This window comes from Sphingomonas sp. CFBP 13733, assembly GCF_014841795.1.
Taxonomy (GTDB): domain Bacteria; phylum Pseudomonadota; class Alphaproteobacteria; order Sphingomonadales; family Sphingomonadaceae; genus Sphingomonas; species Sphingomonas aerolata.
Genome location: NZ_JACYUP010000002.1, coordinates 209,922 through 234,187, shown reverse-complemented (window position 1 = coordinate 234,187; position 24,266 = coordinate 209,922). Strand labels below are relative to the sequence as shown.

The 24,266-nt window shown below is 66.7% G+C and carries 18 protein-coding genes; 4 read left to right on the top strand and 14 right to left on the bottom strand.

The annotated features are described in order from the left end of the window. Positions 1-39: 39 nt before the first annotated feature. The 11 genes from IFT71_RS05245 to rpiA all read right to left on the bottom strand — a co-directional run bounded on the left by IFT71_RS05245 (position 40) and on the right by rpiA (position 11,413). Positions 40-507 carry a YaiI/YqxD family protein gene (locus IFT71_RS05245; protein WP_192140200.1) on the bottom strand — a complete coding sequence of 156 codons (468 nt, stop codon included), beginning with the start codon at positions 505-507 and terminating at the stop codon, positions 40-42. A 252-nt stretch (positions 508-759) separates the two neighbouring features. After that, complete coding sequence (locus tag IFT71_RS05240) at positions 760-2,526, bottom strand: DEAD/DEAH box helicase (RefSeq protein ID WP_056409192.1); 1,767 nt, start codon at positions 2,524-2,526, stop codon at positions 760-762. Positions 2,527-2,583: 57 nt separating this feature from the next. After that, positions 2,584-3,756, bottom strand: coding sequence for an NAD(P)/FAD-dependent oxidoreductase (locus IFT71_RS05235; protein WP_274602308.1), 1,173 nt, complete (start codon positions 3,754-3,756; stop codon positions 2,584-2,586). 363 nt (positions 3,757-4,119) lie between these two features. Beyond that, on the bottom strand, positions 4,120-4,302 hold the full coding sequence (locus tag IFT71_RS05230) for a hypothetical protein (protein WP_031396458.1): 183 nt from the start codon (positions 4,300-4,302) through the stop codon (positions 4,120-4,122). Beyond that, positions 4,302-4,757 (bottom strand): GreA/GreB family elongation factor, encoded by a 456-nt coding sequence (locus IFT71_RS05225; RefSeq protein WP_031441771.1) that lies wholly within the window; start codon positions 4,755-4,757, stop codon positions 4,302-4,304. The genes IFT71_RS05230 and IFT71_RS05225 overlap by 1 nt, the downstream gene beginning before the upstream one ends. A gap of 4 nt (positions 4,758-4,761) precedes the next feature. Continuing rightward, on the bottom strand, positions 4,762-5,505 hold the full coding sequence (locus IFT71_RS05220; RefSeq protein ID WP_031441770.1) for an HAD-IIB family hydrolase: 744 nt from the start codon (positions 5,503-5,505) through the stop codon (positions 4,762-4,764). After that, on the bottom strand, positions 5,502-6,311 hold the full coding sequence (locus IFT71_RS05215) for a Cof-type HAD-IIB family hydrolase (RefSeq protein ID WP_342212599.1): 810 nt from the start codon (positions 6,309-6,311) through the stop codon (positions 5,502-5,504). Before IFT71_RS05215 ends, IFT71_RS05220 begins: the two co-directional genes overlap by 4 nt. Positions 6,312-6,319: 8 nt before the next feature. After that, entirely contained in the window at positions 6,320-7,303 is a 984-nt protein-coding gene (gnd, locus tag IFT71_RS05210; RefSeq protein WP_056409181.1) for a phosphogluconate dehydrogenase (NAD(+)-dependent, decarboxylating), read from the bottom strand. Positions 7,304-7,450: 147 nt separating this feature from the next. Beyond that, complete coding sequence (gene tal / locus IFT71_RS05205) at positions 7,451-8,575, bottom strand: transaldolase (RefSeq protein WP_192139515.1); 1,125 nt, start codon at positions 8,573-8,575, stop codon at positions 7,451-7,453. Further along, complete coding sequence (tkt, locus tag IFT71_RS05200; RefSeq protein ID WP_192139513.1) at positions 8,575-10,668, bottom strand: transketolase; 2,094 nt, start codon at positions 10,666-10,668, stop codon at positions 8,575-8,577. The genes tal and tkt overlap by 1 nt, the downstream gene beginning before the upstream one ends. A gap of 70 nt (positions 10,669-10,738) precedes the next feature. Then, positions 10,739-11,413, bottom strand: a complete 675-nt coding sequence (rpiA, locus tag IFT71_RS05195; protein WP_192139511.1) for a ribose-5-phosphate isomerase RpiA — start codon at positions 11,411-11,413, stop codon at positions 10,739-10,741. Between the two features lie 529 nt (positions 11,414-11,942). Between rpiA and IFT71_RS05190 the strand changes: the two genes are divergently transcribed. The 3 genes from IFT71_RS05190 to IFT71_RS05180 are packed head-to-tail and all read left to right on the top strand — an operon-like array spanning position 11,943 to position 17,989. Beyond that, entirely contained in the window at positions 11,943-13,133 is a 1,191-nt protein-coding gene (locus IFT71_RS05190; protein ID WP_192140196.1) for an efflux RND transporter periplasmic adaptor subunit, read from the top strand. Positions 13,134-13,139: 6 nt separating this feature from the next. Continuing rightward, positions 13,140-16,415, top strand: coding sequence for a multidrug efflux RND transporter permease subunit (locus IFT71_RS05185; protein ID WP_192139509.1), 3,276 nt, complete (start codon positions 13,140-13,142; stop codon positions 16,413-16,415). Beyond that, on the top strand, positions 16,415-17,989 hold the full coding sequence (locus tag IFT71_RS05180; protein ID WP_446740751.1) for an efflux transporter outer membrane subunit: 1,575 nt from the start codon (positions 16,415-16,417) through the stop codon (positions 17,987-17,989). The genes IFT71_RS05185 and IFT71_RS05180 overlap by 1 nt, the downstream gene beginning before the upstream one ends. A 46-nt stretch (positions 17,990-18,035) precedes the next feature. On the opposite strand, the gene IFT71_RS05175 is transcribed toward IFT71_RS05180, so the two are convergent. Continuing rightward, complete coding sequence (locus IFT71_RS05175) at positions 18,036-18,473, bottom strand: phasin family protein (protein WP_236701822.1); 438 nt, start codon at positions 18,471-18,473, stop codon at positions 18,036-18,038. Positions 18,474-18,735: 262 nt separating this feature from the next. Here IFT71_RS05175 and acnA point away from each other — a divergent pair, with 262 nt between their 5' ends. Next, a complete protein-coding gene (gene acnA, locus IFT71_RS05170; protein WP_192139505.1) occupies positions 18,736-21,420 on the top strand; it encodes an aconitate hydratase AcnA in 2,685 nt (894 codons plus the stop codon). Positions 21,421-21,878: 458 nt separating this feature from the next. Here acnA and mtnP read toward each other — a convergent pair whose 3' ends face one another. After that, on the bottom strand, positions 21,879-22,742 hold the full coding sequence (mtnP, locus tag IFT71_RS05165; protein ID WP_192139503.1) for an S-methyl-5'-thioadenosine phosphorylase: 864 nt from the start codon (positions 22,740-22,742) through the stop codon (positions 21,879-21,881). Next, positions 22,739-24,130, bottom strand: a complete 1,392-nt coding sequence (locus IFT71_RS05160) for an amino acid permease (RefSeq protein WP_192139501.1) — start codon at positions 24,128-24,130, stop codon at positions 22,739-22,741. Before IFT71_RS05160 ends, mtnP begins: the two co-directional genes overlap by 4 nt. Between the last annotated feature and the right edge of the window lie 136 nt (positions 24,131-24,266).

Genomic DNA, 24,266 nt, shown 5'->3' with positions numbered 1-24,266 from the left:
TGTGCCCGGAGAGACCGGGGAAGTCGAGCCATGCGTGGCTCAGCCGCGCTTCAACCGGACCAGCGCAGCGTCGAGCGCGGACAGGAAACGCGACCGGTCGGCCTTGGCAAAGGGTGCAGGGCCACCGATCACGTCGCCGCCCGCGCGCAGATCGGCCATGATCGCGCGCGTGGCGATCGCACCGCCGATCGAGCTGGTGGTGAACGGCTTGCCGGTATTCGCGAGCACGGTCGCCCCCGCCTTCACGCAGCGATCGGCGAGCAGGATGTCGGCGGTGATCACCACCGCCTTCGCATCGGCCTGCTCGGCGATCCAGTCGTCGGCGGCGTCGAACCCGTCGCTGACGACGACGCGGTTGACGAGCGGGTGGACGGGTATCCGGAAATGGCTGTTCGCGACGATGGTGACGGGCACCTCGTGCCGCCACGCGACCTTGTAGATCTCGTCTTTGACGGGACACGCATCGGCGTCGACGAGGATGCGGAGCGAGGGTGGCGTGTCGGTCATGGTCATTTTCCGCCCCTACCCCTCCCGTCATCCTGACGAAAGTCAGGATCCAGGGTCAAGCAGGACGGCGTCCGCGGCTCTGGATCCTGACTTTCGTCAGGATGACGGAGCTGAGACGGCTCCCGGCATCATCAGGATGACGGCGCCGGAGGCGGCCCGCGCCCCCACCCCGTTCGCCCTGAGCGAAGTCGAAGGGCATGCCCCAGGCCGGGGCGCCGCGACGTCGCTCAGCACGAACGGAAGACAGCAGATTCAGCTACGCTCGCGATTGCCGCGATACGGCGCCTTGCGCGCCGGCGCCGGACCGCCGCGCGGGGCCGCGCGGTGCAGCGTCGAGCGCGGGGCGCCCGCGTTGCTGCGGCCACCGCCACCGGCATGGCGTGCGGTGCTCTCGGGCGCGCCCTGCATCGCCTCGATCGCGACGCCGCTCTCCTCTTCGCCCGCTTGCGCGGTACGCTGGATCGCTGCCGAGAAGCGCGACGCGACGGCACGCGGGATCTCGAACGCGGTCTCGTTCGGGCCGATGCGGATCGCACCGATCTCGGACTTGGTGATGTGCCCGCGACGGCAGATCAGCGGCAGGATCCAGCGCGGATCGGCATTCTGACGACGACCGATATCCATGCGGAACCAGACGGTGTCCTCGAACCCGGCGCGCGGCCCCTGCGAACGATCGTCGCTGACCGACTGCTTGCTCTGATCGATCAGATCCTCGGCCTGCGGCATCGTCGCGCGGTGCATGTGCACCAGCGCCGCGGCAATATCCTCAGGGGTCTTCTCGGCCATCAGGCGAGTCGCCAGCTCGCGATCCTCGTCCTCGACCTCGACCGGCTGCATCAGCATCGTGATCAGACGCTCATGGTCGTTCTTGCGGATGTCCTCGGCGGTCGGGGCGTTGACCCACTCCGCGTTGATCTTCGCACCTTTCAGCATCATGTCGACGCGACGGCGACGCGGGAACGGCACGATCAGCACGGCGGTGCCCTTCTTGCCCGCACGACCGGTACGACCCGAGCGATGCTGGAGCGTCTCGGCATCGCGCGGCAGCTCGACATGCACGACGAGGCTGAGCGTCGGCAGATCGATGCCGCGCGCGGCGACGTCGGTCGCGACGCAGACGCGCGCACGGCGGTCACGCAGTGCCTGGAGCGCCGCGTTACGCTCGTTCTGCGAATGCTCGCCCGACAGCGCGACCGCGGCGAAACCGCGCTCGACCAGGCTCGCATGCAGATGGCGCACGTTGTCGCGAGTCGCGCAGAACAGCATCGCCGTCTCCGCTTCGTGGAAGCGCAGCAGGTTGATCACCGCATGCTCGATCTCGGACGGCGAGACCGTGACGGCCTGGTACGAGATGTCGCCATGACCGCGATCCTCACCGACGGTCGAGATCCGCACCGCGTCGCGCTGGTAGCGCTTGGCGAGCGCGACGATCGGCCGTGGCATCGTCGCCGAGAACAACAGCGTCCGGCGCTGCTCGGGCGACGCGTCGAGGATCTGCTCGAGATCCTCGCGGAAGCCCATGTCGAGCATCTCGTCGGCCTCGTCGAGCACTGCGACCTTCAGGGCCGACAGGTCAAGCGCGCCGCGCTCGAGATGGTCGCGCAGACGGCCGGGCGTCCCGACGACGATATGCGCGCCGTGCGCGAGGCTGCGACGCTCCTTCGACGCGTCCATCCCGCCGACGCAGGTCGAGATGCGCGCACCCGCCTTGGCATAGAGCCACATCAGCTCGCGACTGACCTGCAGCGCGAGTTCGCGCGTCGGTGCGATGCACAGGACGAGCGGCTTGTGCGGCGCCGGCAGGCGCTGAACGCCGTCCTCACCCGCTTCACCGAGCAGTTCGCCGGCCATGGCCAGGCCAAACGCGACGGTCTTGCCCGAGCCGGTCTGTGCGGACACGACGAGATCGCGACCGACCGCATTCTCCTCGATCACATGCGCCTGGACGGGGGTGAGCGCGGTATAGCCACGCGCGGCGAGCGCTTCGGAAAGAAGCGACGGAATATTTGAAAAAGGCATGTACGTCCTAATTGGTGGCCGGCTTGACGCTACGGCAAAGCACTGGCGTGGTGGTCCCTACAGGACTTGGCCCGCGGCCCACCCGCTCGCCCATGCCCATTGGAAGTTGTAGCCGCCGAGCCACCCTGTGACATCGACCGCTTCGCCGACCGCATACAGGTTTTTTACGCGTTTGGCTTCCATTGTTTGTGAAGAAAGCTCAGCAGTGCTGATTCCGCCCGCCGTCACCTCCGCCTTGGCATAGCCTTCGCTGCCATTTGGCGTGAATTGCCAGTGGCTTAGCGCACGCTCCGCGTCCTGCAGCCGGCGATCGGTGAGCGTGGAAATCTCCCCCGTCATCCCCAGCCGCTCGCTCAGCGTCTCCGCGAGTCGGTCGGGCAGCGTCCCCCCGAGCAGCTTGCGTAGCGTCGTGCGCGGCGTGGTGCGCTTCGCCGCGGGGAGCCAGCCGGAGTCGCGGTCGGGAACGAAATCGATGCCCACGGGCTGACCGTGCCGCCAATAGGACGAGGCCTGCAGGATCGCCGGGCCCGACAGTCCGCGATGCGTGAACAGCGCCGCCTCACGAAACGCGGTCTTGCCGGCGGTGGCCACGACGTCGGCGGCGACGCCCGACAATTCGCGGAACAGGATCTCGTCGCCGCCGAGCGTCAGCGGGACGAGCGCGGGCCGCGGCTCGACCACCTTCAATCCGAATTGCCGCGCCAGATCATAGGCAAAACCGGTCGCGCCCATTTTCGGGATCGACGGCCCACCGGTCGCGATCACCAGCGCGGGGGCGGTGACCGCGCGGCCGTCGAGCGACACGCGGTAGCCGCCGTCACCCTGCTCGACCCCCGTGACGCCGCGTCCCAGCGACAGGTCGACCCGCCCCTTGTCGCATTCGTCGAGCAGCATCTCGACGATCTGTTTCGCCGAGCCGTCGCAGAACAGCTGCCCCAGCGTCTTTTCGTGCCACGCGATCCCGTAGGACTCGACGAGGGCGAGGAAATCCTGCGCGGTGTAGCGACCGAGCGCGGACTTGGCGAAATGCGGATTGGCGGAGATATAGCGGTCGGCGGCGGTGTGCATGTTGGTGAAATTGCACCGCCCGCCGCCCGAGATCAGGATCTTCTTCCCCGCCTGCTCGGCATGGTCGACGAGCAGGATCCGCCGCCCGCGCTGGCCCGCGACCGCGGCGCACATGAGCCCGGCGGCGCCTGCCCCGAGGATGATCGCGTCGTAATCGGACAAGGTTCGCTCCGTGCGGCGCGGGGTGCGGGCCGCTGGTCAAAGGTGTTTCCCCGCGAAGGTCGGGACCCGGACTGGGCTCCCGCCTTTGCGAGAGAACAAGGCCGGATTCAGCGCGTTCGGGATCGCCCATATAGGCGCCACCGGCTCCTAACGAAAGCACCACCCCGGCGAAGGCCGGGGCCCAGTTGGGGGACGGCAATGACGCACGTCGCGCGCCGTTACCCCCACCTCTCCAACTGGACCCCGGCCTCCGCCGGGGTGGTGAATTCTAGAATCGTCATCCTGACGAAAGTCAGGATCCAGAGCCACAAGCGGCGACGCCAGCTGCTCTGGATCCTGGATCACGTCCAGGACGACGAGCGGCTACCGCAGCTTCGCGATATTCAGCGAATCTTCCTTCGCGCGCGTCTTCACCGATTCCTCGCTCCGCGTCAGCGCCTTGGCGATCGCCTTCAGCGCCATGCCCTTCTTGGCGAGCGTGTGCAGCTTCTGGATCTCGTCCTGGGTCCAGGGCTGGCGATGCCGTTCGAATTTTGCCTCGGCCATTATGCGATCTCCACTATCTCGATCGCATCAGCCTTGCCGGCAAACGCCACCGTCTCGCCCACCGCGGCGCCCATCAGCGCGCGCGCGAGCGGGGCCGAGAAAGCGAGGCGATCCTCGCCCGGCTCCGCCTCGTCGCCGCCGACGATTGCAATCGTCCGTTCCGCGCCATTCATCCGCACGCGCACCGACGATCCGATCCCGACCTCACCCTCTTCAGGCTCCGGCGCCAGTTCGGCGGTCGTCTGGCGCGTGTGCCAGTAGCGCAGGTCGCGCAGCAGGACCTTGCGTGCTTCCTCGTCGGTCTCGGCCGCCACCGCCGCCTCGATCGTCTCGACGCGCTCGCCGATCAGCGCAAGGCCGCGCGCCGTGACCAGATTGGGCCCCGGCGCGATCGGCTGTTCGAATTTCGGCTCGAGATGTTCCTCGTCGCTTTCGCGGCGAAACGCGACGCTCATGCGCTTACTTCAGACACGCGACGATGCCCGCAATCGCCGCCAGCGTGCCGTCGACGTTCTTCACCTTCACGACGTCGAGCCCGAGCTGCTCGGCCGGATAGTCGTTGCCGCCCGGGAAGATCGCGTCGCCGATGAACATCATCTTGTCGAGCGCGATGCCGCTCGCCTCGTTGAGCTTCTTCAGGCCGTACGCCTTGTCGACACCCTCGCGCGTGATGTCGATCGAGGTCGCGCCGCCCATGTTGATCGACAGACCCGGCAGACGCTGGCGCAGATCGGCCTGGATCACCTTGCGCTTGGCGAAGTCCGGATCCCAGCTGTGCTTGGCGTCGATCGGCGCTTCCTGGCCGAGCGCGGAGAAGGTGATCTGGCTGCCGCGATCCTCGATCCGCTCGCCCCAGGTCTGCTCGGGCACGAACCCGGTCGCCTCGAGCGACTCGTCGAATGCCTTGAGGATCTTCTGCTTCTCGTCGTCCTCGAACAACTCGGCATAGACCGCACGCCATGCGTCGTCGAACCGGTACAGCTTGGTACCGGTCGTCGGCATCAGCCACAGCTTGGTGCGATCGGCGCGCTCGGGCAGACGGCTCGCGACCTGCTTTTCGAACTGCGGCCAGTCACCGCCCGAGATCACCGCGACATGCGCGACGTCGAGCAGATCGGCGAGCGCCTCGCCCATCGGCTCCTGCAAGGGCTGCTTGCTTTCGGCCAGCGTTCCGTCGAGGTCAAAGGCAACCAACTCTTTCATGCGGAAACTCCAGTCAGGATAAATGTGTCGATCGCGTGCGCGACGCCATCGGCATCGTTCGCGGTGGTAATCTCGTGCGCGACGTCGCGGACGGACTGCGGCGCATTGCCCATCGCGATCGCCAGCCTGGCCCGCTTGAGCATCGCAATGTCGTTCGCCTGGTCACCGATCGCCGCGGTCTGCGTCAGGCTGATGCCGAACGCGTCCGCGAGTTCCTCGATCCCGCTGCCCTTGTTGCCCGCCACGGGCGTGATGTCGAGATAATAGGTCTGGCTCTGGACGATCGTCGCCTGCGCGTCGAACTTCGCCGCGACCCTGGCGTGCAGGTCGCGCAGCAGGTCCTCGTCGTCGCTGACGAACGTCACCTTGTCGGCCTTGCCGAGCAGCTCGGTGAAGTCGGCGACGATCACCGGGTCCTGCGCCGAGGCCTTGCGCTCACTGTCGACATGGCTGCCCTGGTCGGTGCTGGCATACCAGATGTCGTCGGCGAAGATCCAGGTATCGACCGGCGCGTCACCGATGATCTCCATCGCGCCGCGCACGACGTCGACATCGACCATGTGATGCTCGATGACCGTGCCGTCGCGCTTGAACACGATGCCGCCGTTGAACGCGCCCATCGGCTCGTCGACGCCGAGCAGGTCGGCGATCGGCATCATCCCCGATCGCGGCCGCGCGCTGATGATCGTGAAGCCGAGCCCCGCCGCCTTCAGCCGCTTGACCGCATCGACGGTCGCGGGTGCGACCTTCTTGTCCTTGTCGACGAGCGTGCCGTCGACGTCGGACACGAGCAGCTTGATGGTCACTTGCCCGTTCACTGGGGCATCTCGACGTGCCCGCCGAAACCGAAGCGCATCGCCGACAACAGCTTGTCGCCGAACGTATGGTCGACCCGGCTGCGATAGCGTGCGTAGAGCGCGGCGCTCAGCACGTTGGCAGGCACCTTCTCCTCCATCGCCGCGTCGATCGTCCACTGGCCCTCGCCCGAATCCGCGACGCTGCCGCTGAACCCTTCGAGCGTGCCGTCCTTGGCCAGCGCGATCGCCGACAGGTCGAGCAGCCACGACGAGATCACGCTGCCGCGACGCCACACTTCGGCGACGTCGGTCAGGTTGATGTCGAAGCGCTGGTCCTCGGCGACATGCTCGCCCGACTTGCCCTTGAGGATGTCGAAGCCCTCGGCATAGGCCTGCATCAGGCCGTATTCGATGCCGTTATGGACCATCTTGACGAAATGCCCGGCGCCCGGGGGGCCTGCATGGATATAGCCCTTTTCCGCACGCGGATCGGCCTGCCCCTCGATGCGGCCCGGCGTGCGGACGATCTCGCCCATGCCCGGCGCCAGCGTGTCGAAGATCGGGTCGAGATAATCGACCGTCTCCGTCTCGCCGCCGATCATCATGCAATAGCCGCGCTCGAGGCCCCAGACGCCGCCCGACGTGCCCACGTCGACGTAGCGGATGCCCTTTTCGGCAAGGTCCTTCGCACGGCGGACGTCGTCCTTGTAGAAGCTGTTGCCGCCATCGATGATGATGTCGCCCTCGGCGGCCTTCTCGGCGATCGCCTGCACGGTCTGCTCGGTCGGCTCGCCTGCGGGCACCATCACCCACCAGATCGCCGGCGTGTCGAGCTTGCCACGCATGTCGTCGAGCGAGTCCGCACCGATCGCACCATCCGCCGCAAGCTTCTTCACCGCCTCCGCATCGCGATCGAACGCGACGACCTCATGGCCGTTCTTCATCAACCGGCGCGCGATATTGCCGCCCATCCGGCCGAGGCCGATCAGTCCGATCTTCATGATTCACTCCGCGCTTTCGCTGGAAAATACCTGCCGTTCGTCCCGAGTAGACGTCGAGCGTGTCGAGACGACGTATCGAGGGACATGTACCTCGATACGGTCTCTCGGCTTCGCTCGATCCCTACTCGGCACGAGCGGGAACGTGTCTTACGCCGTCGCCGGCTGCTTCTTCGCGATCGACCCGAGAAGGTCATCGAACGCCTTCACGAACGACGCGACGCCCTCTTCGACCAGCGTGCCGGTCACGCCGGTCAGGTCGAGGCCGAGCCGCTCGGCTTCGGCGAGCGTGCGCTTGGCCGCATCGACATCCGCGGTGATCGTCTCCGCTGCCGTGCCATGGTCGCGAAACGCGTCCATCGTCTTTGGCGGCATCGTGTTGACCGTGTCACGACCGATCAGCGTGTCGATGTAGAGCGTGTCGGGATAGCTCGGATCCTTGACCCCGGTCGACGCCCACAACAGCCGCTGCGGCTGCGCGCCCTTGGCGGCGAGCGCCTGCCAGCGATCCGACTTCAGGAAGTCGAGATACCATTGATACGCCATCTTCGCGTTGGCGATCGCGACCTTGCCGCGCACCGCCTTCAGCGCATCCGCCTCGGCATCACCCTTTTCGAGCCTTGCATCGATCTGCTTGTCGATCATCGTATCGATCCGGCTGACGAAGAAGCTCGCGACGCTGGCGATCTTGTCGATCGGCTTGCCCTCGGCCACGCGCTTCTCGAGCCCTGCCGCATAGGCCTCGGCGACGCGGACATAGGCGTCGATCGAGAACAGCAGCGTGACGTTGACGTTGATCCCTTCCGAGATCGCAGTCGAGATTGCCGGGCCGCCCGCGAGCGTCCCTGGGATCTTGATCATCAGGTTCGGCCGGTCGACCGCCGTCCACAGCTTGCGCGCCTCGGCGATCGTCGCATCGGTATCGTCCGAGATATAGGGCGACACTTCGAGGCTGACATAGCCGTCCTTGGCATCGAGCTTGTCGTACACGGGCTTCAGCGTCTCCGCCGCCGCCTTGATGTCCTGAATCGCAAGATGCTCATACCGGTCGATCGTCGCCGCGCCGGAATTCTCCTCGTCGAACTTCGCGAGCGTCGAGTCATAGGCGTCGCCATGCCCCATCGCCTTTTCGAAGATCGACGGGTTGGACGTGACACCGGTCAGCCCGTCCTCATCGACCAGCTTCTGAAGGCCACCGGCCTCCAGGAACTTCCGGTCGACGAAATCGAGCCATACCGCCTGGCCGAAGCCTTCGAGATCGTTGAGCGCACCCATCACTTGGTCTCCATAACCTGGCGGGCAACCTTGACGACATTGTCGACGGTGAACCCGAACTTGTCCTGCAGTTTGGCGAGCGGTGCCGAAGCACCGAAGGTAGACATCGTCACGGTCGCGCCGTCGAGCCCGACATAGCGGTCCCAGCCGATCGAGCCGGCCATCTCGATCGCGACGCGGGCGCGCACTTCACGCGGCAACACGCTTTCCTTGTAGGCGGCGTCCTGCAGTTCGTAGCGATACCAGCTCGGCATCGACACGACCCGGCTCTTCACGCCGTCCGCGACCAGCTTCTCGTGCGCGTCGACCGCGAGCGACACTTCGCTGCCCGTCGCGATCAGGATCACGTCGGGCGTGCCGTCGGAGTCGGCCAAGACGTAGCCGCCCTGTTCGACGCCATCCGCGCTCGCATATTTCGTGCGATCCAGCGTCGGCAGCGCCTGACGCGACAGGATCAGCGCGGCCGGCGTGCTGGCGTCCTTCAGGACCGCCTTCCACGCCGCGACGACTTCGTTCGCGTCGCTCGGGCGGATCGTGTCGAGCCCGGGGATCGCACGCAGCGTCGCCAGATGCTCGATCGGCTGGTGCGTCGGGCCATCCTCGCCGACGCCGATCGAATCATGCGTGAACACCCAGACCGCGCCGACCTCCATGATCGCCGACAGGCGCACCGGTGCGCGCATGTAATCAACGAACACGAGGAAGGTGGAACCGTAGGAGCGCAGATGCGACAGCGCCATGCCGTTGACGATCGCGCCCATGCCATGTTCGCGAATGCCGAAATGGAAGTTGCGGCCGGCATAGTTGTTCGCCTCGAACGAGGGCTGGCCCTTGATGTCGGTCTTGGTCGACGGCGCGAGATCCGCCGAACCGCCGATCAGCCACGGCACCTTGGCGGCGATCGCGTTGAGCACCTTGCCACCCGAATCGCGGCTGGCGACACCCTTGGGATCGGCCTCGAACACGGGAATGTCCGCGTCCCAGCCCTCGGGCAGCTCGTCCTTGAGCAGCAGGTCGAGCTCGGCCGACAGCTCGGGATATGCACCCCGATATTTGTCGGTCAGCGCGACCCATTCGTCACGCAGCTTGGCGCCACGCTCTGCGATCGCACCGTTGAAATGCTCGATCACGCCGTCCGGAACGTAGAACGACTTGTCCTCGGGCCAGCCATAGGCCTGCTTGGTGAGGCGGATATTCTCGTCGCCGAGCGGCTCGCCATGCGCCTTCTCGCTGCCCGCCTTGGGGCTGCCGTAACCGATCACCGAATGCACGACGATGAAGGTCGGCTTGTCGGTGGTCGCCTTGAACGTCTCGATCGCACGGCTCAGCGCCGCCGTGTCGTTCGCGTCGTCGACATGGATGACGTTCCAGCCATAAGCGTCGAAGCGCAGGCCGACATCCTCGTCGAACGCGAGATCGGTCGCGCCCTCGATCGAGATGTGGTTGCTGTCGTAGATCCAGCACAGATTGCTGAGCTTCAGATGCCCGGCCATGCTCGCCGCCTCGGCCGAGACGCCCTCCATCATGTCGCCATCGCCACAGATGGTGTAGACGTCATGGTCGAACAGCGTGAAGCCGTCCTTGTTGTAGCGCGCGGCGAGCCAGCGCTCGGCGATCGCCATGCCGACCGAATTGCCGCAACCCTGGCCGAGCGGCCCGGTCGTGGTCTCGACACCCGTGGTGTGGCGATATTCGGGGTGACCCGGCGTCTTGGACGAAAGCTGGCGGAACTGCCGGATGTCCTCGAGGCTGACCGCCTCCTTGCCGCTCTTCTCGCCGTCCGCGCTGATCTCTTCGATCTTGGCGAGGTGGATCAGCGCATAGAGCAGCATCGACGCATGGCCGACCGACAGCACGAACCGGTCGCGATTGGGCCAGTCGGCGTGCTTGGGGTCGTAACGCAGGAATTTCGACCAGAGCGTGTAGCCGACCGGCGCGAGCGCCATCGGCGTGCCGGGATGGCCCGAATTGGCCTTCTGCACCGCGTCCATCGACAGCGTGCGGATCGTATCGATCGTCAGACGCTCGGGCGACCCGTCCTCGTGCAGGTTCGGATCCGCCTTCATCGTGGGGGCGGTTGCGGTATCGGTCATGAAAGAAAGCCTCGCTCTAGACGGTGACCGAACGCCGCGCATCCGATCTGGTTGCCAACATAGGATGCCTTTAGGCGGATGCACCCGAGCGTTCCAGTCGCGTAACGACGCCTTTCGATGCAATATACGCGGCATCGACCTCGTCGAGGAACAATCCGTGGCCCAGCACGCCCGGAATCGCCGCCAGCACCGCAGCGAGCGCGTGCGGGTCGCCGAGCGTCGGAAATCGGCAATCCGCAACCAGATTGTCCTGATCCGTCCGATAGTTGGGACGAATCACCGGCGCTCCGCCAAGGTCGGCCAGCACGCGCATCACATAAGCCCGTGCGAAGGGCAGCAGCTCGACCGGCAGCTTCGCCGCGCCGATCCGTTCGACCCGCTTCGATCCGTCCGCAATCACGACCATCCGTGCCGAGCTTGCGGCGACGATCTTCTCGCGCAACATCGCCCCGCCCGCGCCCTTGATCGCGAAACACCGCGCATCGATCTCGTCCGCGCCGTCGATCGTCAGGTCGACCTGCGCGATATCGGCGAAGTCGAGCACCGCAATGCCCACCTGCCGCGCCAGCGCGCCGCTCGCCTCGGACGTGACGACCGCGCGGACGTCGAGCCCCGCCGCGACCCGCTCGCCCAGCGCACGGATCGCGAACGCCGCGGTCGACCCGGTGCCCAGCCCGACCAGCATCCCGTCCCGAACCTCCGCCACCGCCGCCACCGCCGCCGCCTGCTTGTCGTCATCGATCATGTGTTGCGCCTTTTCAAATCAACTGCCCGCCCCCTCCCCGTTCGCCCCTCCCGTTCGCCCGCCCCCCTCCCCCTCCGTTCGCCCGCTCCCTCCCCGTTCGCCCTGAGCGAAGTCGAAGGGCATGCCCCGAGAGAAGGTGCTTCGACTTCGCTCAGCACGAACGGGGGGGACGGACGGGTTTGGAATACGAACGGATCAGGAGAACGAACCGCCCCGGGGATCCTCGCAACAGCCCCCTCCAAAAAACCACCCGTCATCCTGACAAAAGTCAGGATCCAGAGCCCCCAACGATCCCCTCGCCCCCTGGATCCTGCCCTCCAGCACCACAACCGACCGCGAAGAAACCCCACCCCGGAAACACCACAAAACACCCCCACCAACAAACCAGGTTACTCTTTCTTCCCTATTTTTCGCGTCCGCTTTTCAACTGACATACTTCTGGTACATCCGCATGGTTTAGCCGGCCCTCATCTGATCGCGGATACCCCACTTGATAGCCAAACGACTTACCCCTTGGCGCTACGCCGTGATGGCACCCGCGCTGATCGGCCTCGCGGCCTGTTCCGGTGGCGGCGGCGATGCCGCAAAAGGCAAGGGCAAGGGCGGTCAGCCGGGCCAGGGCACCCCCACCGTCGGCTATGTCGTCATCCAGCCGTCGAGCGTCGCGATGACAACCGAACTCAGCGGCCGCACCACCGCGTTCGAAAGCTCGGACGTCCGGCCCCAGGTCACCGGGATCATCCGCCGCCGCTTCTTCACCGAAGGCACGCTCGTCAAGAAGGGCCAGCCGCTCTACGAGATCGACCCGCGGCTCTACCGCGCCGCCGCCAACGAGGCGCAGGCCAATCTGCAGAGCGCACGTGCCAATGCCGAGGCGCAGGGCATCCTTGCGCAGCGGTACAAGCCGCTCGCCGAGATGGAGGCGATCAGCAAGCAGGATTACACCAACGCGATCGCCACCTCGCGCCAGGCGACCGCGTCGGTCGCACAGACCCGCGCCGCGCTCGAGACCGCGCAGATCAACCTGAAGTTCACGACCGTCCCCGCGCCGATCACCGGGCGGATCGGCCGCTCGCTGTTCACCGTCGGCGCGCTCGTCTCCGCGACGCAGACCGATCCGCTGTCGCAGATCCAGCGGCTCGACCCGATCTTCGTCGACATCCAGCAAGCCTCGGGCGACCTGCTCGCGCTGCGCCGCTCGCTCGGCCAGAACGGCATCGTCCCGACCCGCGCCGAGGTCCGCCTCGAGCTCGAGGATGGCAGCGATTACGGCGCGACCGGCTCGGTCGAATTCGCCGAAGCTCTGGTCAACACCGAGACCGGCACCGTGACGCTGCGCGCGCGCTTCCCCAATCCCCAGGGGCTGTTGCTGCCCGGCATGTTCGTCCAGGCGAAGTTCGCGCAGGCAATCAACCAGCGCGCGTTCCTCGTGCCGCAGGCGGGCGTCGCGCGCGACGCGAAGGGCAATGCGACCGTCTATGTCGTCAGTGCCGACAACAAGGCGGTGCAGAAGACGATCAAGGCCGACCGGACGCAGGGCCCCTATTGGGTCGTCACCAGCGGGCTCAACCCCGGCGACCGGATCATCACGCAGGGGCTGTCGAAGATCGCCCCCAATCAGAGCGTGAAGCCGGTCCCCGAAAACACCGCGCAAAAGATCGAAGCGCCCAAGGGCGACTCCTCGGGTGGCGATAAGGCCAGCCAGAAAAAGGCCGGCTAGACCCTTATGTTATCCCGTGTCTTCATCGATCGCCCGATCTTTGCCTGGGTGCTCGCGATCATCGTGATGCTCGGCGGCATCGGCGCGATCATGAGCCTGCCGATCGCACAATATCCCGACGTCGCGCCGCCACAGGTAACGATCCGCGCGACCTTCCCCGGTGCCAACGCACAGACGATCCAGAACAGCGTGACGCAGGTCGTCGAACAGTCGCTGACCGGGATCGACGGGCTGATCTATTTCAGCTCGTCCTCGTCGTCGCGCGGCTCGGTGACGGTCACGGTCACGTTCGAAAAGGGCACCGATCCCGACATCGCGCAGGTCCAGGTCCAGAACCAGATCCAGCAGACGCTGTCGCGCCTCCCCACCCAGGTGCAGCAGCAGGGCCTCGTCGTCCGCAAGTCGAACCCGGACAATCTGCTGATCGTCGGCGTCTATGACGAGACCGACAAGCTGACCAACCAGGACGTTTCGGACTATCTCGTCTCGAACCTCCAGGATCCGCTCGGCCGTATTCCGGGCATCGGCGACAGCAACGTCTTCGGTGCGCAGTACGCGATGCGGATCTGGCTCGACCCGAACAAGCTGGCGAGCTTCCAGCTGATCCCGAGCGACGTGACGACCGCGATCCAGGCGCAGAATACCGAGGTCGCGGCCGGCGAACTCGGTGGTCAGCCGCAGCCCGACACGCAGATGCTCAACGCGACCGTGACCGCCCAGTCGCGTCTCCAGACGCCCGAGCAGTTCGCCAACATCATCCTGAAGACCACCAACACCAGCGCGACGGTCAAGCTGCGCGACGTCGCGCGGATCGAACTGGGCGCCGAAAACTACAACGCGCGCAGCCGCGTCAACGCGCATCCGGGTGCGGGCATCGCGGTGCTGCTGGCCCCTGGCGCCGACGCGCTCAAGACCGCCGAGCTGGTCAAGGCCTATGTCGAGAAGTCCGCCAAGAGCTTCCCGCCCGGCCTCAAATTCGCTTACGCCAACGACACGACCAACTTCATCAAGCTGTCGATCGAAGAGGTCATCAAGACGCTGATCGAGGCGGTCATCCTCGTCGTCATCGTCATGTTCGTCTTCCTGCAGAGCTGGCGCGCGACGCTGATCCCGACGATCGCGGTGCCGGTCGTGCTGCTCGGCACCTTCGGCGTCTTCTATCTCGCGGGCTTCTCGATCAACACGCTGACGCTGTTCGGGCTCGTGCTCGCGATCGGGCTGCTCGTCGACGACGCGATCGTCGTCGTCGAGAATGTCGAGCGCCTGATGGAGGAAAATCCCGACATGTCGCCGCGCGAGGCGACGATCGAATCGATGAACGAGATCACCGTCGCGCTGGTCGCGATCGCGCTCGTGCTGTCCGCGGTGTTCCTGCCGATGGCGTTCTTCGGCGGATCGACCGGCGTGATCTACCGCCAGTTCTCGCTGACGATGGTGTCGGCGATGGTCCTGTCGGTGCTCGTCGCGCTGATCCTGTCGCCGGCGCTGACCGCGACGTTGCTCAAGCAGAAGAAGACGGATGCCGACGGCAATCCCGAACAGAGTCGGGGCGAGCGCAAATTTCCGAAGGTCGCGCATTTTTTCACGCGCGCGGGCGACAAGTTCAACGACACGTTCGAAAAGGGTACCAGGAAATACGTCGGCGCCGTCCAGTCGGTGGTCAATCGCAAATGGCTGTTCCTGCTGATCTATGCCGCGGTCGTCGCGCTGCTGGCGGTGATGTTCCTCCGCCTGCCCACGGGCTTCCTGCCGACCGAGGACCAGGGCACCGGCATCGTCCAGTTCCAGCTGCCCGCGGGCGCGACGCAAGGGCGCACCTTCGCGCTGCAGAAGCAGATCGAGAAATATTACTTCACGAACGAGAAGGCGAATGTGAGCACGATGTTCACCGTCAGCGGCGGCGGTGGCGGTGGTGCGAGCGGCCAGAACACCGGCCAGGGCTTCGTCTCGTTCGCGCCGTGGGAAAACCGCGAGGGCAAGGAAAACACCGCCGAGGCGATCACCGGCCGCGCGGCCCAGGCCTTCGCAGGGTTCCGCGATGCGCAGGTCTATTCGCTCGTCCCGCCGGCGATCCGCGGTCTCGGCTCGTCGAACGGCTTCACGATGCAGCTGCAGAACAGCGGCAGCCTGAGCCAGACCGAGTTCAACGCCGCGCGCGACAAGTTGCTCGCGCTCGCCCGCGCCGATTCGTCGCTGACCGCGATCCGCCTGACCGAGCTGCCCGACGTCGCGACGCTGCGCGTCGATGCCGACCAGCAGAAGCTCTCGACGCTCGGGCTGACCCAGGCCAACGTGAACTCGACGCTGTCGACCGCCTGGGGCGGCCAGTATGTCAACGACTTCATCGACCGCGGCCGCGTCAAGCGCGTCTATGTCCAGGGCGACGCACAGTTCCGCGCCGCACCCTCGGACCTGAGCCAGTGGTTCGTCCGCGGGTCGAACGGCCAGATGGCGCCCTTCTCCTCCTTCGCGCGCACCAGCTGGTCGCAGGCACCGACGACGCTGTCGCGGTTCAACGGCATCTCGTCCTACGAGATCCAGGGGTCGGGCGCGGCGGGCGTCAGCTCGGGCGACGCGATGACCCGGATCGCCGAGCTTGCCGGGCAGATCCCCGGCACCTCGGTCGCGTGGTCGGGGCTCTCCTACCAGGAACGCCTGTCCTCGGGTCAGGCGCCGATCCTCTACGGGCTGTCGCTGCTCGTCGTCTTCCTGTGCCTCGCCGCGCTCTATGAAAGCTGGTCGATCCCGATCGCGGTGCTGCTCGTCATCCCCCTGGGCCTCGTCGGCGCGATCCTCGCGGTGACGCTGCGCGGGCTCATCAACGACGTGTATCTCCAGATCGGGCTGCTGACGACGATGGGGCTCGCGGCGAAGAACGCGATTTTGATGATCGAGTTCGCCGAACAGGAAGAGCGCAAGGGCAAGCGCGTCATCGAGGCCGCACTGTCCGCCGCCAAGATCCGTCTTCGTCCGATCCTGATGACGTCGTTCGCGTTCATCCTCGGCGTGCTCCCGCTTGCGCTGTCGACCGGTGCGGGCGCGAACAGCCGCATCGCGATCGGCACCGCGGTGGTCGGCGGGATGCTGACCGCGACCTTGCTCGCGATCTTCTACATCCCGCTGTTCTTCGTGCTCGTCCGCCGCGGCGCGCGCGACGGCATCGCCAAGCTGCGTGGTCGCCCGACCGGCTTCCACGGCGGCGAGGATGACCATGACGGTCGCGATTCCGAAAAGCTCGGCCCTCCCGAACAACCAGGCCCCCACCGGCCGGAGCCCGCATGATGCGTTCGCCACTCCTGATCTTCGCCGCGTCGACCGCGCTCGCGGGCTGCTCGCTCGCCCCCAAATATGTCCGGCCCGAGCTGCCCACGCCGGTGTCCTGGCCGGTCGGCGACGCCTATCTGCGTCAGTCCGAAGCGGCGCTGCCGGCCTTCACCTACCGCGACGTGTTCCGCGACCCGCGGCTCCAGCAGATCATCGTCCAGGCGCTGGCAAACAACCGCGACCTGCGCGTCGCCGCGGCGAACATCGCCGCGACCCGCGCGCAATATCGCATCCAGCGCGCCGACCTGCTCCCCCAGATCGATGCGAGCGGCCGCTACAGCTATTCGGGCGGCGGCAATGGCGCGCGCAGCACCGCGACCAGCAACACGGGCACAGGCACGGGCACCGGCGGCACAGGAACCGGGACAGGCACCGGCACGGGCGGGACCGGCACGGGGACCGGCGGCACCGGCACGGGCGGGACCGTCGTCAGCTCGTCCAGCTCGAACAGCGCCTTCTCGGTCGACCTCGGCACCACCGCGTTCGAGCTCGACCTGTTCGGCCGCATCCGCTCGCTCACCGGTGCCGCGCTCAACCGCTATTTCCAGACCGAGGCCGCGGCGCGTGCGACCCGGCTGACGCTGGTCGGCGACATCGCCGACGCGTGGCTGACCTATGCCTCCGACCAGAGCCTGCTCCGAATCGCGCAGGACACCGTCGCCAGCTCGCAGCGCAGCGTGACCCTCACCCAGGCGCGGCTCCGCGGCGGCGTCGCGCCGCGCACCGACCTGCGTCAGGCACAGCAGATCCTGTTCACCGCGCAATCCGATCTCGCGACCCAGAAGACCGCACTCGCGCAGGATATCAACGCGCTGCAACTGCTCGTCGGCGCGCCGGTCGACACCGCGTTGCTGCCCGCGTCGATCGAGCAGGCGCTGCCGACCGTCGCCACCCTGCCCGCCGGCCTCGACAGCGGCATCCTGCTCCGCCGCCCCGACGTCGTTCAGGCGGAATATGAGCTGCGTGCGACCAATGCCGAGATCGGCGCGGCGCGTGCCGAGCTGTTCCCGCGCGTCTCGCTCACCGGTCTGCTCGGCTTTGCCAGCAGCGCGCTGACCTCGCTGTTTTCGGGCGGCGCGTTCAACTATTCGGTCGCGCCCTCGATCAGCTACCCGATCTTCCGCGCCGGCGCGGGCGTCGCCAATGTCGAATACACGAAGGCGCAGCGTGATGCCGCGCTCGCCACCTACGAGAAATCGATCCAGACCGCGTTCCAGGAAACCGCCGACGCGCTCGCGCGCCAAGGCACGATCGCCGATCAGCTCGCCGCCAACGTCAATTTCGCGGCGGCGGCGCAGGACACCTATCGCCTGTCCGACGCGCGCTATCGCGGCGGGATCGACACCTTCCTCAGCTCGCTCGACGCGCAGCGCTCGCTTTACACCGCACAGCGCAACCTCGTCGCGACGCAGCTGGTCGGCGCGAGCAACCGGGTCACGCTCTACCGAGTGCTCGGCGGCGACTCGACGCTCGAGGCGACCGCGAACGGACCTCGGCCGGTCACCGCCACCGGCGCACCACGCGCCGAATAGGCTGGTCGCGCCGGGCCGATCGTGTCGGCCCGGCGCGGATCGATGATCAGCCGCCCTTCATCGGCGTGACCGCGTCGCGCCCGAACCGCATGATCAGCTCGCCGATCTCACGCGCCTGGCTCATGCTGCGCTCGCTCTGTGTCCGCAGATAGTCGCTCTGGATCTTCATCACGTCGGTCAGGTCCTTCGCGGACGCCGCCTCGCGCATCGCCGCGAACGCCTCGCGCGTATTCTGTTCGGCCTGGTCGATCATCTTTGCGCCGATCGTCGATCCGTTCTCCGCCATCTTGCGCCCCGATTCCTTCAGCGCCTCGCCGGCGCGCTTGGCGGGTTCACCGAAATGATCCGAAAACGCGGCCTGCGCGCTCTGCGCATCCGCCTGCATCCGGTCGGTCGCGGTCTTCGCCGCACCCGCGGCCTGATCGGTCGCCGCCTTTGCCCGATCGGCACCCTTGTCGATCGCGGCTTTGACATCGTCTGACATATTTATGGTCCTCTCCATTCCGGCGTGCTTGCTGCATCGGCCCTCGACGGAGCCGGAGCATAACCGGTTGTGGCCCGGTCGCAATGTTAGTCGCGCACGCGAAACCGCGTCTCAATCAAAACCCGCCCTTCCCCCGCCCGCCCCCCCTTGCTAAGGCCCCGGCAGTAACCGCATTCAGGTCGGTCCCCTACGCGCCCCCGCGGTCCCATAGGCCGCTTTCCCCTCGGCGTCCGGCGGCCCGACGCCCACGGGAAGGACCCCTATGACTGCCATCGGCCAGGACACCCTCAAGACCCGCACGAGCCTTTCGACCGGCGGCAAGTCGTATGACTATTACAGCCTCGCCAAGGCCTCCGAACAGCTCGGCGACATCAGCCGCCTGCCCTTCTCGATGAAGGTGCTGCTCGAGAACCTGCTGCGCTTCGAGGACGGCGTCACCGTCACGCGCGACGACATCCAGGCGATCGTCGACTGGCAGAAGGAGCGTCGCAGCGACCGCGAGATCCAGTATCGCCCCGCGCGCGTGCTGATGCAGGATTTCACCGGCGTGCCCTGCGTGGTCGATCTCGCCGCGATGCGCGACGCGATGACCAAGCTCGGCGGCAACCCCGAGAAGATCAACCCGCAGGTTCCCGTCCACCTCGTCATCGATCACTCGGTGATGGTCGACGAGTTCGGCACGCCCAAGGCGTTCGAGGACAACGTCGACCTCGAATATGAGCGCAACATCGAGCGCTACGAGTTCCTCAAGTGGGGCAGCAAGGCGCTCGACAATTTCCAGGTCGTCCCCCCCGGCACCGGCATCTGCCACCAGGTGAACCTCGAATATATCGGCCAGGCCGTCTGGTCGTCGGCCTCGTCGGGTGATCATGGCGACGGCACGATGATCGCCTATCCGGACACGCTGGTCGGCACCGACAGCCACACGACGATGATCAACGGTCTCGGCGTGCTCGGCTGGGGCGTCGGCGGGATCGAGGCCGAGGCCGCGATGCTCGGCCAGCCCGTGTCGATGCTGATCCCCGAAGTCGTCGGCTTCAAGCTGACCGGCGCACTTAACGAGGGCATCACCGCCACCGATCTCGTGCTCACCGTCACGCAGATGCTGCGCGCCAAGGGCGTGGTCGGCCGCTTCGTCGAGTTCTTCGGCCCCGGCCTGTCGTCGATGACGCTCGCCGATCGCGCGACGATCGCCAACATGGCGCCCGAATATGGCGCGACCTGCGGCTTCTTCCCGATCGACGACAAGACGCTCGACTACATGCGCCTCACCGCGCGCTCGGACGAGAATGTCGAGCTGGTCGAGGCCTATGCCAAGGCCAACGGCTTCTGGCGCGACGAGAATGCCGAAGACCCCGTCTTCACCGACACGCTCGAGCTCGACATGGGTTCGGTCGTCGCATCGCTCGCCGGCCCGAAGCGCCCGCAGGACCGCGTCAGCCTCAACAAGGTCGACGAGGTGTTCAACAGCGACCTCCACAAGCTCTACCACAAGGAGCAGCCCGAGCGCGTCGCGGTCGAGGGGCGTGAGCACGACATCGGCGACGGCGACGTCGTGATCGCCGCGATCACCAGCTGCACCAACACGTCGAACCCGTCGGTGCTCGTCGCCGCCGGTCTCGTCGCCCGCAAGGCGAACGCGCTGGGCCTCAAGTCGAAGCCCTGGGTGAAGACCTCGCTCGCGCCGGGTTCGCAGGTCGTCACCGACTATCTCGACAAGGCCGGCCTCACCGCCGACCTGAACGCGCTCGGCTTCAACCTCGTCGGCTATGGCTGCACGACCTGCATCGGCAATTCGGGCCCGCTGGCGCCGGCCATCTCGTCGGCGATCAACGAGAACGACCTCGTCGCGGCGTCGGTCCTCTCGGGCAACCGCAACTTTGAGGGCCGCGTCTCGCCCGACGTCCGCGCCAACTTCCTGGCCAGCCCGCCGCTCGTCGTCGCCTATGCGATCAAGGGCACCGTCACGACCGACATGATCGAGACGCCGCTGGGTCAGGGCATCGACGGCCAGGACGTGTATCTGCGCGACATCTGGCCGACCAACGAGGAAGTCCGCAGCACGATGGACGCCAACATCGACGCATCGATGTTCGGTGCGCGCTACGGCGACGTCTATGCGGGCGACTCGAAGTGGCGCGAGATCGACGTCACGGGTTCGGACACCTACGCCTGGCGCGCAGGGTCGACCTATGTCGCCAACCCGCCCTATTTCGAGGGCCTCAGCATGACGCCGTCGCCGGTGCAGGACATCATCGACGCCAAGCCGCTCGCGATCCTCGGCGATTCGATCACCACCGATCACATCTCGCCCGCAGGCTCGATCAAGGCGGACAGCCCGGCCGGCCGTTTCCTCCAGGAGCATCAGGTCAGCAAGGCCGACTTCAACAGCTATGGCGCACGCCGCGGCAACCATGACGTGATGATGCGCGGCACCTTCGCCAACATCCGCATCAAGAACGAGATGGTCCCTGGCGTCGAAGGCGGCATGTCCAAATATGACGGCGAGGTCATGGCGATCTACGACGCCGCGATGCGCTTCAAGCAGGACGGCACGCCGCTCGTGATCGTCGCAGGCAAGGAATATGGCACCGGCTCGTCACGCGACTGGGCGGCCAAGGGCACCAACCTGCTCGGCGTCCGCGCGGTCATCACCGAGAGCTTCGAGCGTATCCACCGCTCGAACCTGGTCGGTATGGGCGTGCTGCCGCTGCAGTTCGCCGAAGGCACCGATCGCAAGACGCTCGGCCTCGACGGCTCGGAAACGTTCACCATCCTCGACGTGGCAAGCATCCGCCCGCGTCAGGACGTGAGCGTCAAGATGACCCGCGCCGACGGCACCAGCGAGACGTTCCAGACCAAGTGCCGGATCGACACCGTCAACGAGCTGGAATATTTCCTCAACGGCGGCATCCTGCACTACGTCCTGCGCAAGCTGGCCGCCTGATCCGGCGACGTCGTCCCGGAGCGATCCGGGGCGACGCCTGCCCCCTGAACGACCGTCATCCCAGCGAAAGCCGGAATATCCCCGTGAGGCGCATGTCGCCCACCACAAGGGATATCCCGGCCTTCGCTGGGATGACGTGTTTCAGGTCAGGAGCGTGGCGGACGGCGCGTCTCGAACGCGACCCAGGCCCGGCAGAAAAAAGCGGGGCGACCATGACGATCGCCCCGTAGTTCAGGGAGGGACCGGGAGGGGGAACAACCCGGCCACGTCGCCGTCCACAGGGGGAGAGGGAGCGGCGACCCCCACCTCATCGCGCCGATATGTTGCACCAATGTGTCGGAGCCCACGGATCGCCGCAATTCTTCCGCCGATCACCGCACCCGGTGGCAAACCGCCACTTCCCCCAACCGTCATCCTGACGAACGTCAGGACCCAGAGCCTCGCGCGTCACGCCGCCGCTAGAGCGCCCGCCCCGCCACCGCGTCGAGCTTCGCCACCAGCGCCGGATCCCGCGCGCCCTGCGCCGTGATGATCGCACTGTCGAGACAGGTATCGATCGGCGACGCCGGCCGCTCCGCCGGCAGCCCGCGCAGCAACGCCATCACCATCGCGCGCGCCTTGGCCGCATTCGCGCCGAGCTGCGCAATCACCTCCGCGACATCGACCCCCGCCGCCTCCTCGCGCCAGCAGTCATAGTCGGTCACCATCCCGACCAGCGCATAGGGCAGCTCCGCCTCACGCGCGAGTTTCGCCTCGGGCATCGCGGTCATCCCGATCACGTCGCAGCCCCATTGGCGGTACAACCGGCTTTCCGCGCGCGTCGAGAATTGCGGCCCCTCCATCGCCAGATAGGTGCCGCGATCGTCGACCTGCGCGCCGGCCTGACGCGCGGCATCGGCGGCATGGCCCGACAGGCGCGGACACACCGGGTCCGCCATCGAGACATGCGCGACCAGGCCCGTGCCGAAGAAGCTCGACACCCGCCCTTTGGTCCGGTCGATGAACTGGTCGACGATCGTGAAGCTCCCCGGCGGCCGCGCCTCGACCAGCGACCCGACCGACGACACCGCCAGCACATCGGTCACCCCCAGCCGCTTCATCGCATCGATATTCGCGCGCGCGTTCAACTCAGAGGGCGAAATCCGGTGCCCTCGCCCGTGCCGCGGCAGGAACGCCACCCCGACAGGCCCGACCCGCCCGGTATAGATCGCATCCGACGGCGCACCCCAGGGCGTCTCCACCGTCTGCCAGCGCCCGTCCTCGATCCCCTCGACCGCGTACAGCCCCGATCCGCCGATGATCCCGATCGTCCAGCCACTCATTCGGCAAGCGCCCGCGGTCGCGCATAGACGAAGTAGATCACCAGCCCGAGCAGGTTCCACAGCCCGAAATAGAGTTGTGTCTTCGAGGGCAGGCTGAAGAACAGGTACAGGCAGCCGAGAATGCCGACGATGCCCACCAACGTCGCGGCCGGCGCGCGGAAGGTCCGCACCGCGTCAGGCGCCCGGCGACGCATCACCAGCATGCACGCGCACACCGCGACGAACGCCGCGAGCGTGCCGGCATTGGCGAGGGCCGCGATCTCGGCGAGCGGCAACAGCCCCGCGATCACCGCGACGATCGCCGCGGTGATCCACGTGATCCGCACCGGCGCGCCGCGCTTCGACACCTTGGCGAGGCCCAGCGGCAGCAAGCCGTCACGCGCCATCGTGAAGAAGATCCGGCTCTGCCCGAACAGAAAGGCGAGCAGCACGGTCGGCAACGCGATGACCGCCGACGCGCCCAGGAACGTCGCGAACCCCGGCCGCCCGATCTCGCGCAGGATCAGCGCGAGCGGCTCTGCCGAGCCGGCGAACCGCGTGTAGGACAGCGCCCCCACCGCGGCGACCGCGACGAGGATATAGATCGCGATGCACGCCACCATCGACCCGAGGATGCCGATCGCGAGGTCGCGGCCCGGATTCTTCGTCTCCTCCGCCGCGGTCGAGATCGCGTCGAACCCGTAGAATGCGAAGAAGATGATCGCCGCCGCCGCCATCACGCCGCGCTCCGCACCGTCGGGCTGGACGGCCTTGGGGAAGCCATAGGGCATGAACGGCTGCAGGTTCGCGCTGTTGAAATAATGGAGCGCGATGAACACGAACACGGTCAGCGCGATCATCTTCACCGCCACCAGCACCGCGTTCAGCGTCGCACTCTCGCGCGTCCCGAACGACAGCACGCCTGCAACGACCGCGATGATCACGATCGCCGGCACGTTCAGAACGCCGCCCAGCTCGGGGCTGAGCGTCAGCGCCTCGGGAAACCCGAACGCGCCGCGCAGCAACGGTGCAGCATAACCCGACCAGCCGACCGCGACGGTCGACACGACCAGCGAATATTCGAGGATCAGGCTCCAGCCGATCACCCAGGCGATCAGCTCGCCGAGCACGACATAGCTGTAGGTATAGGCGCTGCCCGACGCCGGGATCATCGTCGCCATCTCGGCATAAGCGAGCGCGGCGCAGGCACAGATCCCGCCGGCGATGATGAACGACAGGATGACCGCGGGGCCCGCGAGCCCCGCCCCGACGCCGATCAGCGTCAGGATCCCCGTGCCGACGATCCCGCCCACGCCCATCGCGACCAGATGCGGCCACGACAAAGTCCGCGCGAGCTGATGCTCGGGCGGCTGCTCGGTGACGATTTTTCGGCGAAACAGACTGGCCACGTAGATCCCCTCTTCTTCAGGGGGGAGTGGCACAGGACGGGATGGGCAAGCAAGGCGGCCGGTCGGCCGGCATCGACTTGGCTCGGCCGGATCTTTGTTCTCCCGCGAAGGCGGGAGCCCAGTCTGGGTCCCCGCC